Here is a 17,781-nt window from a genome sequence, read left to right on the forward strand (position 1 = left end):
CGTCTCAAACGGGTCAAGCGGTGAATCAGATGCGTTTGGCTTGCGCTACAGCGTTACCGATGTAGTTGGCCGGGGTCAGCTGTTTCAGCTCGGCTTTCGCTTCGGCTGGCATGTCCAGGCCGTCGATGAAAGTCTGCAGCGCTTGCGGGCTGATGCCCTTGCCGCGGGTCAGTTCTTTGAGCTTTTCGTACGGGTTTTCGATGTTGTAGCGGCGCATCACGGTCTGGATCGGCTCGGCCAATACTTCCCAGCAAGCGTCCAGATCGGCAGCGATCTTGTCAGCGTTCAGCTCAAGCTTGCTGATGCCTTTGAGGCTGGCTTCGTAGGCGATCACGCTGTGAGCGAAGCCCACACCGAGGTTGCGCAGTACGGTGGAGTCGGTCAGGTCGCGCTGCCAGCGGGAAATTGGCAGTTTGCTCGCCAGGTGCTGGAACAGTGCATTGGCGATGCCCAGGTTGCCTTCGGAGTTTTCGAAGTCGATCGGGTTGACCTTGTGCGGCATGGTCGACGAACCGATTTCGCCAGCGATGGTGCGCTGCTTGAAATAACCCAGGGAAATGTAGCCCCAGATGTCACGGTCGAAGTCGATCAGGATGGTGTTGAAGCGCGCGATCGCGTCGAACAGCTCGGCGATGTAGTCGTGCGGCTCGATCTGCGTGGTGTACGGGTTGAAGCCCAGGCCCAGCTCGTCTTCGATGAAGGCGCGGGCGTTGGCTTCCCAGTCGATCTGCGGGTAGGCCGACAGGTGCGCGTTGTAGTTGCCTACTGCGCCATTGATCTTGCCCAGCAGCGGCACGGCAGCGACTTGAGCGATCTGACGCTCGAGACGGTAAACCACGTTCGCCAGCTCTTTACCCAGAGTAGTCGGGGAGGCCGGTTGGCCGTGGGTGCGCGACAGCATCGGCACGTCGGCGAAACGGATCGCCAGTTCGCGGATGGCGTTGGCAGTCTGGCGCATCAGCGGCAGCATCACGTCGTCACGGCCTTCGCGCAGCATCAGGGCGTGGGACAGGTTGTTGATGTCTTCACTGGTGCAGGCAAAGTGGATGAACTCGCTGACCTTGGCCAGCTCCGGTAGCTTGGCCGCCTGCTCCTTGAGCAGGTATTCGATCGCCTTGACGTCGTGGTTGGTGGTGCGCTCGATCTCTTTGACGCGCTCGGCGTGCTCCAGCGAGAAGTTTTCAGCCAGTTCATTGAGAACGGCGTTGGCCTCGGCGGAGAAGGCTGGCACTTCCGGGATACCGGCGTGGGCGGCCAGGCGCTGGAGCCAGCGCACTTCAACCAGGACGCGGGCACGGATCAGGCCGTACTCGCTGAAAATCGGGCGCAGGGCCTGGGTTTTGCCGGCGTAGCGGCCGTCAACAGGGGAAACCGCAGTGAGCGAAGAGAGCTGCATGGGGTGTTCTCGGACAGTCGGGCAACGAAATGGGGCGCGTATCATACATGAAAAAATCCGCCGGTCCGTTGCCAACTGACCGGCGTATTACGCGCTACAGACTACAAAACTTTTATTGCGCGACGATTTACTCGCTGCGCATCAACGGATACAGCTCTTTGAGCAGCTTGCGCCGGCTGATCACCAACTGCCAGCGGTGGCCGCCGAGCTGCCGCCACAGGCGTGCCGAACGGATGCCGGCCAGCAGCAGGGCGCGGATCTTCGAGGCGTTGCTCGGTTGCTGCAGGTTGCGCATGTCGCCATGCACCTGAATCCGCTGGCGCAGCGTGCTCAGGGTGTCCTGATACAGCGCACCGCAGGCGGCGATCACGTTTTCGTGGGCCGGGCCGAAGTGTTCGACCTGCGACTGGATCTGCGGCAGGCGTTTGCCAATGGTGTCGAGCATGTCGTCACGTTTGGCCAGTTGGCGTTCCAGGCCGAGCATCGACAGGGCATAGCGCAGCGGTTCGCGTTGCAGGGTGCTCGGGTCGCGCTCGAGAGCGCCGATCAATGCGCGATAACCCTCGCGCAGATTGAGGTCGTCGCCACCGTACACGTCCAGTGTGTCCTTCGGGTCGCGTACCAGCAGGCTGCCGAGCATGCAGCTCAGGCCGGCCTCGCTGGTCTGGCCGGTCTTGGCGATGCGGTCGACCAGCACCGCGGCGAGAAACACGCCGCCCAGCGCCGTCAGTTGCTCCTGAGTCGGGCTCATGCCTGGCCGCTCCACGGCTCGGCAACTTCGATCACGCCGCCACCGAGGCAGATTTCACCGTCATAGAACACCACGGACTGACCCGGGGTTACCGCGCGTTGCGGTTCGTCGAACACGGCGCGGTAGCCGTTTTCGGTTTTTTCCAGGGTGCAAGCCTGATCACTCTGGCGATAACGCACTTTGGCGGTCAGGCGCAGCGGCTGGCTCAGGTCGATCGGATTGACCCAGTAGATTTCCGAAGCGAGCAGGGCGCTGGAGAACAGCCACGGATGGTTGTTGCCCTGGCCGACGATCAGCTCGTTGCTGTCCAGATCCTTGCGCAGCACGTACCACGGCTCGTCGCCGGCATCTTTCAGGCCGCCAATGCCCAGGCCCTGACGCTGACCGATGGTGTGGTACATCAAGCCGTGGTGACGGCCGATGACTTCGCCTTCGGTGGTCTTGATCTCGCCCGGTTGTGCCGGCAGGTATTGCTTGAGGAAGTCGCTGAAACGTCGCTCGCCGATGAAGCAGATCCCGGTGGAATCCTTCTTCTTGGCGGTCGCCAGCTCGTATTTCTCGGCAATGGCGCGCACTTCGGGCTTTTCCAGTTCACCGACCGGGAACAGGGTCTTGGCGATCTGTTCGCCGCCGACAGCGTGCAGGAAGTAGCTCTGGTCCTTGTTCGGATCGAGGCCCTTGAGCAGTTCGGTACGACCATCGATGTCGCGACGGCGCACGTAGTGGCCGGTGGCGATCAGGTCGGCGCCAAGCATCATGGCGTAGTCGAGGAACGCCTTGAACTTGATCTCGCGGTTGCACAGGATGTCCGGGTTCGGCGTGCGACCGGCCTTGTATTCGGCCAGGAAGTGCTCGAACACGTTGTCCCAGTACTCGGCGGCGAAGTTGGCGGTGTGCAGCTTGATGCCGATCTTGTCGCACACGGCCTGGGCATCCGCCAGGTCGTCCATGGCGGTGCAGTATTCCGTTCCGTCGTCTTCTTCCCAGTTCTTCATGAACAGGCCTTCCACCTCGTAACCCTGCTCGATCAGCAGGAGAGCGGAAACGGAAGAGTCCACGCCGCCGGACATGCCGACAATGACGCGCTTCTTGGATGTGTCAGAAGGGGCTGGATCACGCATAGGGATTCAATGAGTGTCTTGAAAAAGGACGCGATTCTAGCAGGCTCACGGCCTCAAGGCTAAAGAGAAGGGCGGATCAGTTCGAGACTGAAGTGATGACCGGCCAGATAGTCGTCGATGCAGCGGATGATCAGCTCGCTGCGCCAGTTGTCGCGCTGAGCGATTAATTCGCTACGGGTCAACCACTTGGCGCCGACGATGCCGTCGTCGAGTTGATAGTCCGGGTGATGTTTCACCGCTTTGGCGCTGAAGCACACGCGTTGATACGTCACGCCGTTGCTCGGCGCGGTATACAGATAAATGCCGATCACGCCGGTGGGTTCGACGTCCCAGCCGGTTTCCTCAAGGGTTTCGCGGATGGCGGCGTCGATCAGGGTCTCGTTCGGATCCAGGTGGCCGGCGGGCTGGTTGAGCACATTACGCCCTGCTTTGTGCTCTTCGACCATCAGGAAACGGCCGTTGTCTTCGACGATGGTGGCGACGGTGATGTGGGGGAGCCATTCCATAAATCTTCCTCAATCTATTGGTTAAACCCCAATCCCCTGTGGGAGCGAGCTTGCTCGCGAAAGCGGTGGGTCAGTCAATGACGATGTTGAATGATAAACCGCATTCGCGAGCAAGCCCGCTCCCACAGGGGTTTCGTGTTGTATTTGGAAACAGAAACCCCGGCACTGGGCCGGGGCTTCTTTTGCAGCATTACAACCTTAAACCAGCGCAGCAATCGCCGCGTTGAAGGTTGCGCTTGGGCGCATGGCCTTGCTGATCAGCTCGGCATCGGCGTGGTAGTAACCGCCGATGTCCACTGGCTTGCCCTGCACAGCGTTGAGCTCGGCAACGATGGTCGCCTCGTTCTCGGTCAGGGTTTTGGCCAGGGTCGCGAACTGCGCTTGCAGTGCAGTGTCTTCGGTCTGGGCGGCCAGGGCCTGAGCCCAGTACAGCGCCAGGTAGAAGTGGCTGCCGCGGTTGTCGATGTTGCCGACCTTGCGCGATGGCGACTTGTTGTTGTCGAGGAACTGACCGGTGGCCTGATCCAGGGTTTTCGACAGAACCAGCGCTTTCGGGTTGTTGTAGTTCACACCCAAATGCTCGAGGGAGGCTGCCAGAGCCAGGAATTCGCCCAGCGAATCCCAGCGCAGGAAGTTCTCTTCAACCAGTTGCTGCACGTGCTTCGGCGCCGAACCGCCGGCGCCGGTTTCGAACAGGCCACCGCCGTTCATCAGCGGCACGATCGACAGCATCTTGGCGCTGGTGCCCAGTTCCATGATCGGGAACAGGTCGGTCAGGTAGTCGCGCAGTACGTTGCCGGTCACCGAGATGGTGTCCTTGCCTTCGCGGGTGCGCTGCAGGGTGTACTTCATGGCATCGACCGGCGCCATGATCTGGATATCCAGACCAGTGGTGTCGTGATCCTTCAGGTAAGCCTGAACCTTCTCGATCACTACGCCGTCGTGGGCGCGCATCGGGTCCAGCCAGAAGATCGCCGGGGTGCTGCTGGCGCGAGCACGGTTGACAGCCAGTTTGACCCAGTCCTGGATCGGCGCATCTTTGGTCTGGCACATGCGGAAGATGTCGCCGGCTTCGACAGTCTGTTCCATCAGCAGGTTGCCCTTGCTGTCGGTGACGCGAACCACGCCGTCAGCCTTGATCTGGAAGGTCTTGTCGTGCGAGCCGTACTCTTCGGCTTTCTTCGCCATCAGGCCAACGTTTGGCACGCTGCCCATGGTGGTCGGATCGAACGCGCCATTGGCTTTGCAATCTTCGATCACAGCCTGGTAGATGGTTGCGTAGCAACGATCCGGGATCACTGCCTTGGTGTCGTGTAGCTGACCGTCGGTGCCCCACATCTTGCCGGAGTCACGGATCATTGCTGGCATCGAGGCGTCGACGATGACGTCGCTCGGCACGTGCAGGTTGGTGATGCCCTTGTCGGAGTTGACCATCGCCAGCGATGGGCGAGCAGCGTAGACCGCCGCGATGTCAGCTTCGATCTGTGCTTGCTGCTCGGCCGGCAGGGCCTTGATGCGCGCGTACAGATCACCGATGCCGTTGTTCAGGTTGAAGCCGATCTGGGCCAGCACGTCAGCGTGCTTGGTCAGGGCGTCTTTATAGAACTCGGCAACGATCTGGCCGAACATGATCGGGTCGGAGACCTTCATCATGGTCGCTTTCAGGTGCACCGAGAGCAGTACGCCTTGCGCCTTGGCGCTGTCGATTTCAGCGGCGATGAACGCGCGCAGGGCGTTTTTGCTCATCACGGCGCAGTCGAGGATCTCGCCAGCCTGAACGCTGGTTTTTTCTTTCAGGACGGTTGCGGTGCCGTCTTTGGCGATCAGCTCGATTTTCACAGCGTCAGCGGCGTCGATCAGGGCAGCTTTTTCGCTGCCGTAGAAATCGCCGGTGCTCATGTGAGCGACGTGGGATTTGGAGTCTTTGGCCCAGGCGCCCATTTTGTGCGGGTGCTTGCGGGCGTAGTTTTTTACCGACAGCGGAGCGCGGCGGTCGGAGTTGCCTTCACGCAGAACCGGGTTCACGGCGCTGCCCTTGACCTTGTCGTAACGCGCCTTGGCTTCTTTTTCGGCGTCGTTGGTCACGGTTTCCGGGTAGTCCGGCAGGTTGTAACCCTGGGCTTGCAGCTCTTTGATCGCCGCTTGCAGCTGAGGCACCGAAGCACTGATGTTCGGCAGCTTGATGATGTTGGCTTCAGGCGTAACGGCCAGGTCGCCCAGTTCGGCGAGGTGGTCGGCTACGGCTTTGTCGCCCAGTTGCTCGGGGAAGCTGGCCAGGATGCGTGCTGCAAGAGAGATATCGCGGGTTTCCACGGCGATATCGGCCGAGGCGGTGTAAGCCTCGATGATCGGCAGCAGGGAATAGGTGGCGAGGGCTGGAGCTTCGTCGGTGAAGGTATAGATGATCTTCGAGCGGGTGGGCATATTCGGATTAACTCTCTCTTCTTTGCTAAAGCGTGCGCAGAAACTCGAGGGGCGCCGGGTAAGCGCGTTCGTTCAAAGTCATCCATGAACCGAATGTCGAGATTCTTCGCGGTGATGTTGGGTGCATCAGTAGAGCGTCAAGCAGTCGGACTGCGGTAACAACCCGACCAATCAGGCGGAAAGTCTCGTGCTAGAGAGGCCAGCCGTCGTGACCCTTTGGTCAGCGGGCGGCATTATACATAGGTAGCTGGCAATCTGCCGATGGTTCATATGCAACGATTCTCGTCCATTGGTCTAAAGGTCGCAGGGGCGGGTGGGGCGTAGAGTCGCTGCGAATGCTTGAGTTTGGCGCTTTTCCCTTTGCTTTCAGGCTTGTACGAAACCAGATGTGCCCGCGCCGTGAACAGAGGGTTTGCGTGTTGATTTAACTGGGTTACGCTCGAACCAAGCCAGATGTTCAATCCAAACAATGGAGTTCAGCATGGGTTACAAGAAGATTCAGGTTCCAGCCGTCGGCGACAAAATCACCGTCAATGCAGACCATTCTCTCAATGTTCCTGATAACCCGATCATCCCCTTCATCGAAGGTGACGGCATTGGCGTCGACGTCAGTCCGGTGATGATCAAAGTGGTTGATGCTGCCGTGGCCAAGGCCTACGGGGGCAAGCGCAAGATTTCCTGGATGGAGGTTTATGCTGGCGAAAAAGCGACTCAAGTCTATGACCAGGACACCTGGCTGCCCCAGGAAACCCTGGACGCCGTCAAGGATTACGTGGTCTCTATCAAGGGCCCGCTGACCACCCCGGTCGGTGGTGGCATCCGCTCCCTCAACGTGGCCCTGCGCCAGCAACTCGACCTTTATGTCTGCCTGCGTCCCGTAGTGTGGTTCGAAGGTGTGCCGAGCCCGGTGAAAAAGCCTGGCGACGTCGACATGGTGATTTTCCGCGAGAACTCGGAAGACATTTATGCCGGTATCGAATGGAAGGCCGGCTCCCCTGAGGCCACCAAGGTCATCAAGTTTCTGAAAGAAGAAATGGGCGTCACCAAGATCCGTTTCGACCAGGATTGCGGTATCGGCATCAAGCCTGTTTCCAAGGAAGGCACCAAACGTCTGGTGCGCAAGGCCCTGCAATACGTGGTGGACAACGACCGCAAGTCGCTGACCATCGTGCACAAGGGCAACATCATGAAATTCACCGAAGGTGCCTTCAAGGACTGGGGCTACGAGGTGGCGAAGGAAGAATTCGGCGCCGAGCTGCTCGATGGCGGCCCATGGATGAAATTCAAGAACCCGAAAACCGGCCGTGAAGTCATCGTCAAGGACGCCATCGCCGACGCCATGCTTCAGCAGATCCTGCTGCGTCCAGCCGAGTACGACGTAATCGCCACGCTGAACCTCAACGGTGACTACCTCTCCGACGCCCTGGCGGCGGAAGTGGGCGGTATCGGTATCGCGCCGGGCGCCAACCTGTCCGACACCGTGGCCATGTTCGAGGCGACCCACGGTACCGCGCCGAAGTACGCCGGCAAGGACCAGGTCAACCCGGGTTCGGTGATTCTGTCGGCCGAGATGATGTTGCGTCATCTGGGCTGGACCGAAGCAGCGGATCTCATCATCAAGGGCACTAACGGCGCCATCAAGGCCAAGACCGTGACCTATGACTTCGAACGTCTGATGGAAGGCGCCACGCTGGTGTCTTCTTCGGGCTTTGGTGAGGCGATCATCAAGCACATGTAAATCGTGCAGGTACAAAAAAACCGCCTTCGGGCGGTTTTTTCATGACTGGGTGACGGTTGAGTCAGCCTGATACCGTTTCTGTATGAGGGGCATGCATAGCCGCTTCGCCTGCCACGGTTGCCGCTTTGATCTTTACCGCGTGCAGGCCTTTGGGCCCCTGGACGATGTCGAAACTGACGATCTGCCCGGCCTTGAGAGTTTTATACCCGTCCATCTCAATGGCCGAGTAGTGGGCAAAGAAATCGACCTCTTTGCCGTCCTCGTCACGTCCTTCCCGGGCATCGGTGTTGATGAAGCCGAATCCCTTGGCATTGTTGAACCACTTGACCTTGCCGACAGCCATGCTCAAATCCCTCTGCAACAGACTCCATCGCTGGAGTATCATCCAGGACATCCGCAATCTAATCCGTTAAAAGGATTGACTCCGCGGATCTTTTTTACCCACTGTGGGCTCTATTGGTTGTAACACCGTTTTCCCGATAGTCAAGGTGACCGGGCAGTCGGAGTTGAAAAGGTGTACAGCCGCCCCCACCACTGTATTTGCACAACTGACGAACCTTTCTTTCCATGCATGCAATCAGCCAGATTCGACTAACATTCAATCAGGATCGCCCGCTTCTCCAAAAGGATCATCCAGAGGAGCACGACGACGATTCGGCAGGCGTTGCTGTTCAGGAAGCAAAGCCTGCGTTACAGGCGCCGCCGATGTACAAGGTGGTTTTGTTCAACGATGACTACACACCGATGGATTTCGTCGTCGAAGTGCTCGAGGTGTTTTTTAACCTGAATCGCGAGCTGGCGACCAAGGTCATGCTGGCCGTTCACACAGAAGGACGGGCAGTATGTGGAGTGTTTACCCGCGACATCGCCGAGACAAAGGCCATGCAGGTCAACCAGTACGCCAGGGAAAGCCAGCATCCGCTACTCTGTGAAATCGAGAAGGACGGTTAATCGCCGACCACTTGGGTATGAGGTGAAGCTATGTTAAACCGCGAGCTCGAAGTCACCCTCAATCTTGCCTTCAAGGAGGCTCGTTCGAAGCGTCATGAATTCATGACCGTCGAACACCTGCTGCTGGCCCTATTGGACAATGAGGCTGCCGCCACCGTATTGCGTGCCTGCGGCGCAAACCTCGACAAACTCAAGCACGACCTGCAGGAGTTCATCGACTCCACCACGCCATTGATCCCCGTCCACGACGAAGATCGCGAAACCCAGCCAACCCTGGGCTTCCAGCGTGTACTGCAACGTGCTGTCTTTCATGTGCAGAGCTCGGGCAAACGCGAAGTAACCGGCGCCAACGTGCTGGTTGCAATCTTCAGTGAGCAAGAGAGTCAGGCCGTATTCCTGCTGAAACAGCAGAGCGTTGCGCGCATTGATGTCGTCAATTACATCGCCCACGGCATTTCCAAAGTGCCAGGGCACGGCGATCACTCTGAAGGTGAACAAGATATGCAGGACGACGAGGGCGGTGAGTCTTCTTCTTCAGGCAATCCGCTGGATGCTTATGCCAGCAATCTCAACGAACTCGCGCGCCAGGGTCGGATCGACCCGCTGGTCGGCCGCGAGATGGAAGTCGAGCGTGTCGCGCAGATTCTCGCGCGTCGGCGCAAGAACAATCCGTTGCTGGTCGGCGAGGCAGGTGTGGGTAAAACCGCGATTGCCGAAGGCCTGGCCAAGCGCATTGTCGACAACCAGGTGCCGGATCTGCTGGCCAACAGCGTCGTCTATTCGCTCGACCTCGGTGCACTGCTCGCAGGCACCAAGTATCGCGGTGATTTCGAGAAGCGCTTCAAGGCGCTGCTCAATGAACTGAAAAAACGTCCGCAGGCGATCCTGTTCATCGACGAGATTCACACCATCATCGGTGCGGGTGCTGCGTCCGGTGGCGTGATGGATGCCTCGAACCTGCTCAAGCCGCTGCTGTCGTCTGGCGACATTCGCTGCATCGGCTCGACCACGTTCCAGGAATTCCGTGGCATCTTCGAGAAGGATCGTGCGCTGGCACGACGCTTCCAGAAGGTCGATGTTGTCGAGCCGTCGGTGGAAGACACCATCGGTATCCTGCGCGGCCTGAAAGGGCGTTTCGAACAGCACCACAACATCGAATACAGCGATGAGTCGTTGCGCGCTGCTGCCGAGCTGGCATCGCGCTACATCAATGACCGGCATATGCCGGACAAGGCCATCGACGTGATCGACGAGGCGGGTGCCTATCAGCGCCTGCAGCCGGTCGAGATGCGCGTCAAACGCATCGAAGTGCCGCAGGTTGAAGACATTGTGGCGAAGATCGCGCGGATTCCGCCAAAACACGTCACCAGCTCCGACAAGGAATTGCTGCGTAACCTGGAGCGCGACCTGAAGCTGACGGTGTTTGGTCAGGATGCGGCGATCGATTCGCTGTCGACCGCGATCAAACTGTCCCGTGCCGGGCTCAAGTCGCCTGACAAGCCAGTCGGCTCGTTCCTGTTCGCAGGTCCTACCGGTGTCGGTAAAACCGAGGCCGCGCGGCAACTGGCCAAGGCGTTGGGTATCGAACTGGTGCGCTTCGACATGTCCGAGTACATGGAGCGCCACACCGTATCGCGTCTGATCGGTGCGCCTCCGGGCTATGTCGGCTTTGATCAGGGCGGTCTGTTGACCGAAGCGATCACCAAGCAACCGCACTGCGTATTGCTGCTCGATGAAATCGAGAAGGCGCATCCGGAAGTCTTCAACCTGCTGCTGCAGGTGATGGACCACGGCACGCTCACCGACAACAACGGGCGCAAGGCGGATTTCCGCAATGTGATCGTGATCATGACCACCAACGCCGGTGCCGAAACCGCGGCGCGTGCTTCGATCGGTTTCACCCATCAGGACCACTCGTCTGATGCGATGGAAGTGATCAAGAAGAGCTTCACGCCGGAGTTCCGTAACCGTCTGGACACCATTATCCAGTTTGGTCGCCTCAGCCATGAGGTCATCAAAAGCGTGGTGGACAAGTTCCTTACCGAACTGCAGGCGCAGTTGGAGGACAAGCGTGTGTTGCTGGAGGTTACCGATGCGGCGCGCAGTTGGCTGGCGGCCGGTGGTTATGACTCGGCGATGGGCGCACGTCCGATGGCGCGTCTGATCCAGGACAAGATCAAGCGTCCGCTGGCGGAGGAGATTCTGTTTGGCGAGCTGGCCGAGCATGGCGGTGTGGTGCACATCGACATCAAGGATGGTGAGTTGACGTTTGACTTCGAAACCACGGCGGAGATGGCCTGACGGTTGTTGGTCTGTTGTAAAGCGAAAGGCGCCTTCGGGCGCCTTTTTTGTTGTCTGATTTTTTTGGGTGTATATCCGTTGCTGCGGTTATGGCTGCTTAGGGTTCCGCCCTTACGGCGGGTCACTTTTGGCAAACGCCCCAAAAGTAACCAAAAGGTCTATGCCCTGACGTTCGGCCCTCGCCTAGGCTCGGGTTCCTTCGCTCCGGGATTCATCCGGGGGCAGCGCCTACGGTTTGCTTCGCTGCACCTCCTCTCGCTGTGTTTGGCTGCGCCAAACGGTCGCTGCGCTCCCACCCCGGATAAATCCCTCCACTCAGCCTGCCGACGGGCCCTGAGATCAAAAGCGGTACTCGAGCTAACGCTCATCGTGTTGAGTGGGGCGGCTTCGCCGCATGGGGTGCACGCACTCTGAACTGTAGGAGCCAGCCTGCTGGTGATGGCGGCCTACGAGCCGACCGATCTCTAACTGAATACACTCATTCCAAATGTGGGAGCTGGCCTGCCAGCGATGGCGGCCGACCAGCCTACCAATCTCCAACTGCCTACCCCAATCCACTGTGGGAGCGGGCTTGCTCGCGAAGGCGGCCTGCCAGCCGACCAAACTCCAAATGAAAACACCCAATCCCATGTAGGAACTGCCGAAGGCTGTGATCTTTTGATCTGCTTTGGCTTTGGCTTTTGATGTGGCTTTTGATCTTCAACCCCTTCGGCAGGCCGAGCGTAGGTGTCCATCAGGGGGGGGGGCGCGCAGCGCCATGCGGCGAAGCCGCATCCATCGAGAGGAGGTGCAGCGAAGCAAACCGGAGGCGATGCCCCCTGATGGGCACCGTAGCGAGGGAACACTGAGCCTCAGCGAAGTGCCGTACGCCGGGGGTAGCCTTTTTGGTTACTTTTTCGGCGTTTGGAAAAAGTGACCCGCCGTAAGGGCGGAACCGTAATCAGCAACCACCGCAGCAACGGATATGCTCACAAACCCAAACCCAAACCCAAATCGCAGACAAACAAAAACGCCCGGCAAAGCCGGGCGTCTTGTATTGACTTGATTAACGAGCGCGGTAAGTAATGCGCCCTTTGCTCAAGTCATAGGGCGTCAGCTCGACGCGCACTTTGTCACCGGTAAGAATACGAATGTAGTTCTTGCGCATCTTGCCGGAGATATGCGCGGTTACGACGTGCCCATTTTCCAACTCCACACGAAACATGGTGTTGGGCAGGGTGTCGACGACAGTGCCTTCCATTTCGAAGCTGTCTTCTTTCGACATGCAGTAAAGCCCTCGGTGTCCAATGAATGGCCCGGTGCAACTGCGCCAGGCAAAAGCGGCGTGCATTGTGCCCGAAAAAGGGGGTTTAAGCCAAGGGGTTTACGGCTTGCGATCAGTTAAGAATCACCCAGCGCTGATTAATCAGCAATTCAATGGGGCGATACTGGGTCTTGTAGTTCATCTTTTTGCAGTTCTTGATCCAGTAACCGAGATACACCGCCTCTAGCCCCAGGCGCTGGCTTTCGGTGATTTGCCACAGAATTGCGAAACGCCCCAGGCTGCGGCGTTCCTCGTCAGGTTCGTAGAAGGTATAGACCGCTGACAAGCCATTGGGCAGCAGATCGGTCACCGCGACGGCGAGTAACCGTCCGTCGAGACGAAATTCATAAAAGCGCGAGAAGGGCAGATCGCGTACCAGAAAGGTCGAGAACTGGTCCCGGCTCGGCGGGTACATATCGCCGTCGGCGTGTCGTTGCTCGATATAGCGCTGATACAGATCGAAATATTCTTCGCTGAAGTGCGGTTTTACCGGGCGTACCTGCAGATCGGCATTGCGTTTGAAAATGCGTTTCTGCTGGCGGTTGGGCAGGAACTGCGCCACCGGGATGCGTGCAGGCACGCACGCATTGCAATTCTGGCAATGGGGCCGATACAGATGATCGCCGCTGCGACGAAAACCCATTTCCGACAGGTCTGCGTAGACGTGCACATCCATGGGCTGACTCGGATCGAGAAACAGCGTCGTCGCCTGCTCCTCGGGCAGATAACTGCAGGAATGAGGCTGAGTGGCATAGAACTTCAAGCGCGCCAACTCGGTCATGATCAACCCTCGGGATAAGCTGGTGAATTAAGTGTAAGCCACGCGCGCAAAAGTCGCTCAGCAAACCCAGGTGGCACGACTCGGTTGATCCAGGTGGCGAGCCAGATAGTCGGCGAATTCGTGGCGGGGGATCGCGCGGGCGCCGAGGCTGTGCAGATGATCGGTCGGCATCTGGCAGTCAATCAGAACGAATCCAGCGTCTTTCAAATGCTGCACCAGCGTGGCAAAGCCGAATTTGGAGGCGTTGTCGGCGCGGCTGAACATCGATTCGCCGAAAAACAGCTGACCCATCGCCAGGCCATACAGGCCGCCGACCAGTTGGCCCTGATCCCAGACCTCTACTGAGTGGGCGAAGCCGCGGCGGTGCAGTTCGAGGTAGGCGTCCTGCATCGCTTCGGTGATCCAGGTGCCGTCGGCGTAGTCCCGTGGCGCGGCGCAGGCGCGAATCACTGCGTCGAAATCCTGATCGAAGGTCACCTGGTAGCGTTGCTTGCGCAGCAATTTGCCGAGGCTGCGCGAGACATGCAGTTCGTCGGGAAACAGAACGGTGCGCGGATCCGGTGACCACCAGAGGATCGGCTGGCCTTCGGAGAACCACGGAAAACAGCCGTGCCGGTAAGCCTGCACCAGCCGATCGGCGGACAGATCGCCACCGGCAGCCAGCAATCCATTGGGATCGCGCATGGCCTTTTCCAGGGGCGGGAAAGTCAGGGAATTGCGTTGTAACCAAGTCAGCATGGCGTCCAGGCTTGCAGAAGGGGAGGGCGGTGCGGGCGCGAGGCCCGCGATAAAGTGTGCCGTTAAATGACAGGAATGTCGTCCAGATACTTCTCCGCGTCCAGTGCCGCCATGCAGCCGGCGCCGGCCGAGGTCACGGCCTGGCGGTAGACGTGGTCGGCCACATCGCCGGCAGCGAAGACGCCGGGGATCTCCGTGGAGGTGGCGTCGCCGTCGCTGCCGCCCTTGACCAGCAGGTAGCCGTCGCGCATTGGTAATTGGCCCTGAAACAGGTCGGTGTTGGGTTTGTGGCCGATGGCGATGAACACGCCGGCCAGCGGCAACTCGCGGGTTTCGCCTGTGTGGCTGTCACGCAGGCGTGCACCGGTCACGCCGCTGGCGTCGCCCAGCACTTCATCCAGATTCTGGTTCCAGTGCAGGCGAACGTTGCCGTTGGCGGCTTTTTCGAACAGTTTGTCCTGAAGGATTTTCTCCGAGCGCAATTTGTCGCGGCGATGGATCAAATGCACCTCTCTGGCGATGTTCGACAGGTACAGCGCCTCCTCGACAGCGGTATTGCCGCCGCCCACCACGGCGACCACCTGATTGCGATAGAAGAAGCCGTCACAGGTCGCGCAAGCCGAAACCCCTTTGCCGGCGAACGCTTCTTCCGAGGGCAGGCCCAGATACTGCGCCGAAGCGCCGGTGGCGATAATCAGCGCGTCGCAGGTGTAAGTGCCGCTGTCGCCAATGAGTTCGAACGGGCGCTGCTGCAACTTGGCGGTGTGGATGTGGTCGTAAACGATCTCTGTGGCAAAGCGCTCGGCGTGTTTTTGCATGCGCTCCATCAGCACCGGACCGGTCAGGCCTTCGACGTCGCCAGGCCAGTTGTCGACTTCGACGGTGGTGGTGAGCTGACCACCGGCCTGCAGTCCGGTAATCACCACCGGTTTGAGGTTGGCACGGGCGGCGTACACGGCGGCGCTGTAACCGGCAGGGCCGGAGCCGAGAATGATCAGGCGTGAATGCTTCGCTGCGTTCATCAAATACACCTCATAAGCCTTTGTCACAAAAGACAATGCATGCTCAAATTGAAACGCAGTATTTGTGCGCTTGGCTATGCTCAGCTATGGGTTGAAGCATGGCATCAGCCGCACAAACCCGTACAATGCCGGGCTGTTACAGAATATTTGTAGAGCGCTGTGTTTATGGCTGTGTTTATAAAAGCTGCGGCACAGTGTTAAAAGTAGTCTCAGATGCGCCGGTTCACTTTTTTACCTGCCTGGATTGGGCAGTTTTTTATCGACATTCAATAGATGGACGCGCCCCGGGCGCAGGAAAAGAAGCGTTTTGAAGAAATCCACCGCAGCACCAAAAACAGTCGTTCCGCTCTGGCGCCAGCAATTGCACTACCGGCTCAAGGAAGGTGCATTGATCGCCATCGGTGCCTTGTGCCTGTTCCTGATGATGGCCTTGCTGACCTACGGCAAGGATGATCCGGGCTGGAGCCACAACAGCAAGATCGACGATGTGCAGAATTTCGGCGGCCCCGCCGGTTCTTACAGCGCCGACATCCTGTTCATGGTGCTGGGTTACTTCGCGTACATCTTCCCGCTGCTGCTGGCGGTCAAGGCGTATCAGATCTTCCGTCAACGCCACGAGCCGTGGCAGTGGAGCGGCTGGCTGTTCTCCTGGCGCCTGATTGGTCTGGTGTTTCTGGTGCTGTCGGGCGCCGCGCTGGCGCATATCCATTTTCATGCGGCCACCGGCCTGCCGGCGGGCGCCGGCGGGGCGCTGGGCGAAAGTCTCGGTGATCTGGCGCGTAACGCGCTGAATATCCAGGGCAGCACGCTGCTGTTCATTGCACTGTTCCTGTTCGGCCTGACCGTATTCACTGACCTGTCGTGGTTCAAGGTGATGGACGTCACCGGCAAGATCACCCTCGACCTGTTCGAACTGTTCCAGGGCGCGATCAACCGCTGGTGGTCGGCCCGAACCGAGCGTAAGCAACTGGTTGCGCAACTGCGTGAAGTCGATGATCGCGTTCACGATGTGGTCGCCCCGACTGTCACCGACAAGCGTGAACAGGCCAAGGTCAAGGAGCGTCTGATCGAGCGCGAGCAGGCCCTGAGCAAGCACATGTCCGATCGCGAGAAGCAGGTACCGCCGGTCATCGCCCCGGCCCCGGTCAAGGCGCCGGAGCCAAGCAAGCGTGTGCAGAAAGAGAAACAGGTGCCGTTGTTCGTCGACAGCGCCGTGGAAGGCACCTTGCCGCCGATCTCGATCCTCGATCCTGCGGAAAAGAAACAACTCAACTATTCGCCGGAATCCCTGGCAGCGGTCGGCCACTTGCTGGAGATCAAGCTCAAGGAATTCGGCGTCGAAGTCACCGTGGACTCGATCCATCCGGGTCCGGTGATTACCCGTTACGAAATCCAGCCTGCAGCCGGCGTTAAAGTCAGCCGCATCGCCAACCTGGCGAAAGACCTTGCACGTTCGCTGGCCGTGACCAGTGTGCGGGTGGTCGAGGTGATTCCGGGCAAGACCACGGTCGGTATCGAGATCCCCAACGAAGACCGGCAGATCGTGCGCTTCTCCGAAGTGCTGTCGACCCCCGAGTACGACAATTTCAAGTCGCCGGTCACCCTGGCTCTGGGCCACGACATCGGCGGCAAACCGGTCATCACTGACCTGGCGAAGATGCCGCACCTGCTGGTCGCCGGTACCACTGGTTCCGGTAAGTCGGTGGGCGTGAACGCGATGATCCTGTCGATCCTGTTCAAATCCGGCCCGGACGACGCCAAACTGATCATGATCGACCCGAAAATGCTCGAACTGTCGATCTACGAAGGCATTCCGCACCTGCTGTGCCCGGTAGTAACTGACATGAAAGACGCTGCCAACGCCCTGCGCTGGAGCGTTGCCGAGATGGAGCGTCGCTACAAGCTGATGGCGAAGATGGGCGTGCGTAACCTGTCCGGCTTCAACGCCAAGGTCAAGGAAGCCCAGGACGCTGGCGAGCCGTTGAGCGATCCGTTGTACAAGCGCGAAAGCATTCACGACGAAGCGCCGCTGCTGCAGAAGCTGCCGACCATCGTCGTGGTGGTCGACGAATTCGCCGACATGATGATGATCGTCGGCAAGAAGGTTGAAGAATTGATTGCGCGTATCGCGCAGAAGGCGCGTGCCGCCGGTATTCACCTGATCCTCGCGACCCAGCGACCTTCGGTGGACGTGATCACCGGTCTGATCAAGGCCAACATTCCGACGCGTATGGCGTTCCAGGTGTCGAGCAAGATCGACTCGCGGACCATCATCGACCAGGGTGGCGCCGAACAACTGCTCGGTCACGGTGACATGCTCTACATGCCACCGGGCACCAGCCTGCCGATCCGGGTACACGGCGCGTTCGTTTCCGACGATGAAGTACACCGCGTGGTCGAAGCCTGGAAACTGCGTGGCGCACCGGAATACAACGATGACATCCTCAACGGTGTCGAAGAGGCGGGCAGCGGTTTCGAAGGCAGCAGCGGTGGCGGTGACGGTGATGATCCGGAAGCCGACGCGCTGTATGACGAAGCCGTACAGTTCGTCCTGGAAAGCCGCCGGGCGTCGATTTCCGCGGTACAGCGCAAGCTGAAGATTGGTTACAACCGCGCTGCGCGCATGATCGAAGCCATGGAAATGGCCGGGGTCGTCACCTCAATGAACACCAACGGTTCGCGTGAAGTTCTGGCCCCGGGCCCGGTTCGCGACTGATTGCAAAAGCAAAGGGCGGGACAATGATGTGCC

The 17,781-nt window shown here is 59.2% G+C and carries 14 protein-coding genes; 4 read left to right on the top strand and 10 right to left on the bottom strand.

Annotation, left to right across the window (positions count from 1 at the left end; all coding sequences use genetic code 11):
- Positions 1-25 precede the first annotated feature (25 nt).
- The 5 genes from purB to ACOYXI_RS02015 form a co-directional block, all read right to left on the bottom strand.
- Positions 26-1,396 carry an adenylosuccinate lyase gene (gene purB / locus ACOYXI_RS01995; protein WP_098968150.1) on the bottom strand — a complete coding sequence of 457 codons (1,371 nt, stop codon included), beginning with the start codon at positions 1,394-1,396 and terminating at the stop codon, positions 26-28.
- Between the two features lie 127 nt (positions 1,397-1,523).
- On the bottom strand, positions 1,524-2,147 hold the full coding sequence (gene hflD / locus ACOYXI_RS02000; protein WP_003223824.1) for a high frequency lysogenization protein HflD: 624 nt from the start codon (positions 2,145-2,147) through the stop codon (positions 1,524-1,526).
- Complete coding sequence (gene mnmA / locus ACOYXI_RS02005; RefSeq protein WP_096795638.1) at positions 2,144-3,268, bottom strand: tRNA 2-thiouridine(34) synthase MnmA; 1,125 nt, start codon at positions 3,266-3,268, stop codon at positions 2,144-2,146. The genes hflD and mnmA overlap by 4 nt, the downstream gene beginning before the upstream one ends.
- 59 nt (positions 3,269-3,327) lie before the next feature.
- Positions 3,328-3,774, bottom strand: a complete 447-nt coding sequence (locus ACOYXI_RS02010; RefSeq protein ID WP_007964846.1) for an NUDIX hydrolase — start codon at positions 3,772-3,774, stop codon at positions 3,328-3,330.
- A gap of 198 nt (positions 3,775-3,972) precedes the next feature.
- Positions 3,973-6,198, bottom strand: a complete 2,226-nt coding sequence (locus tag ACOYXI_RS02015; protein ID WP_223008067.1) for an NADP-dependent isocitrate dehydrogenase — start codon at positions 6,196-6,198, stop codon at positions 3,973-3,975.
- A gap of 481 nt (positions 6,199-6,679) precedes the next feature.
- On the opposite strand from ACOYXI_RS02015, the gene icd reads away from it, so the two are divergent.
- A complete protein-coding gene (gene icd / locus ACOYXI_RS02020) occupies positions 6,680-7,936 on the top strand; it encodes an NADP-dependent isocitrate dehydrogenase (protein ID WP_003223831.1) in 1,257 nt (418 codons plus the stop codon).
- Positions 7,937-7,997: 61 nt separating this feature from the next.
- Here icd and ACOYXI_RS02025 read toward each other — a convergent pair whose 3' ends face one another.
- On the bottom strand, positions 7,998-8,279 hold the full coding sequence (locus tag ACOYXI_RS02025; protein ID WP_098968501.1) for a cold shock domain-containing protein: 282 nt from the start codon (positions 8,277-8,279) through the stop codon (positions 7,998-8,000).
- A gap of 224 nt (positions 8,280-8,503) precedes the next feature.
- Here ACOYXI_RS02025 and clpS point away from each other — a divergent pair, with 224 nt between their 5' ends.
- Together clpS and clpA are read left to right on the top strand one after the other, a co-directional pair.
- Positions 8,504-8,887 (top strand): ATP-dependent Clp protease adapter ClpS, encoded by a 384-nt coding sequence (gene clpS, locus ACOYXI_RS02030; RefSeq protein ID WP_027614670.1) that lies wholly within the window; start codon positions 8,504-8,506, stop codon positions 8,885-8,887.
- A 30-nt stretch (positions 8,888-8,917) separates the two neighbouring features.
- Positions 8,918-11,188 carry an ATP-dependent Clp protease ATP-binding subunit ClpA gene (clpA, locus tag ACOYXI_RS02035; protein ID WP_097088113.1) on the top strand — a complete coding sequence of 757 codons (2,271 nt, stop codon included), beginning with the start codon at positions 8,918-8,920 and terminating at the stop codon, positions 11,186-11,188.
- A gap of 1,045 nt (positions 11,189-12,233) precedes the next feature.
- Here the strand turns inward: clpA and infA are convergent.
- The 4 genes from infA to trxB form a co-directional block, all read right to left on the bottom strand.
- A complete protein-coding gene (infA, locus tag ACOYXI_RS02040) occupies positions 12,234-12,452 on the bottom strand; it encodes a translation initiation factor IF-1 (protein WP_002553999.1) in 219 nt (72 codons plus the stop codon).
- Between the two features lie 112 nt (positions 12,453-12,564).
- Complete coding sequence (locus ACOYXI_RS02045) at positions 12,565-13,272, bottom strand: arginyltransferase (RefSeq protein WP_027614671.1); 708 nt, start codon at positions 13,270-13,272, stop codon at positions 12,565-12,567.
- A gap of 57 nt (positions 13,273-13,329) precedes the next feature.
- Complete coding sequence (gene aat / locus ACOYXI_RS02050; protein WP_047601673.1) at positions 13,330-14,010, bottom strand: leucyl/phenylalanyl-tRNA--protein transferase; 681 nt, start codon at positions 14,008-14,010, stop codon at positions 13,330-13,332.
- Positions 14,011-14,072: 62 nt separating this feature from the next.
- Positions 14,073-15,032 (bottom strand): thioredoxin-disulfide reductase, encoded by a 960-nt coding sequence (gene trxB, locus ACOYXI_RS02055; protein WP_461674217.1) that lies wholly within the window; start codon positions 15,030-15,032, stop codon positions 14,073-14,075.
- A 307-nt stretch (positions 15,033-15,339) separates the two neighbouring features.
- Between trxB and ACOYXI_RS02060 the strand changes: the two genes are divergently transcribed.
- A complete protein-coding gene (locus tag ACOYXI_RS02060; RefSeq protein WP_098968156.1) occupies positions 15,340-17,748 on the top strand; it encodes a DNA translocase FtsK in 2,409 nt (802 codons plus the stop codon).
- The last annotated feature ends 33 nt before the right edge of the window (positions 17,749-17,781 follow it).

The organism is Pseudomonas sp. G3-19 (genome assembly GCF_054855875.1).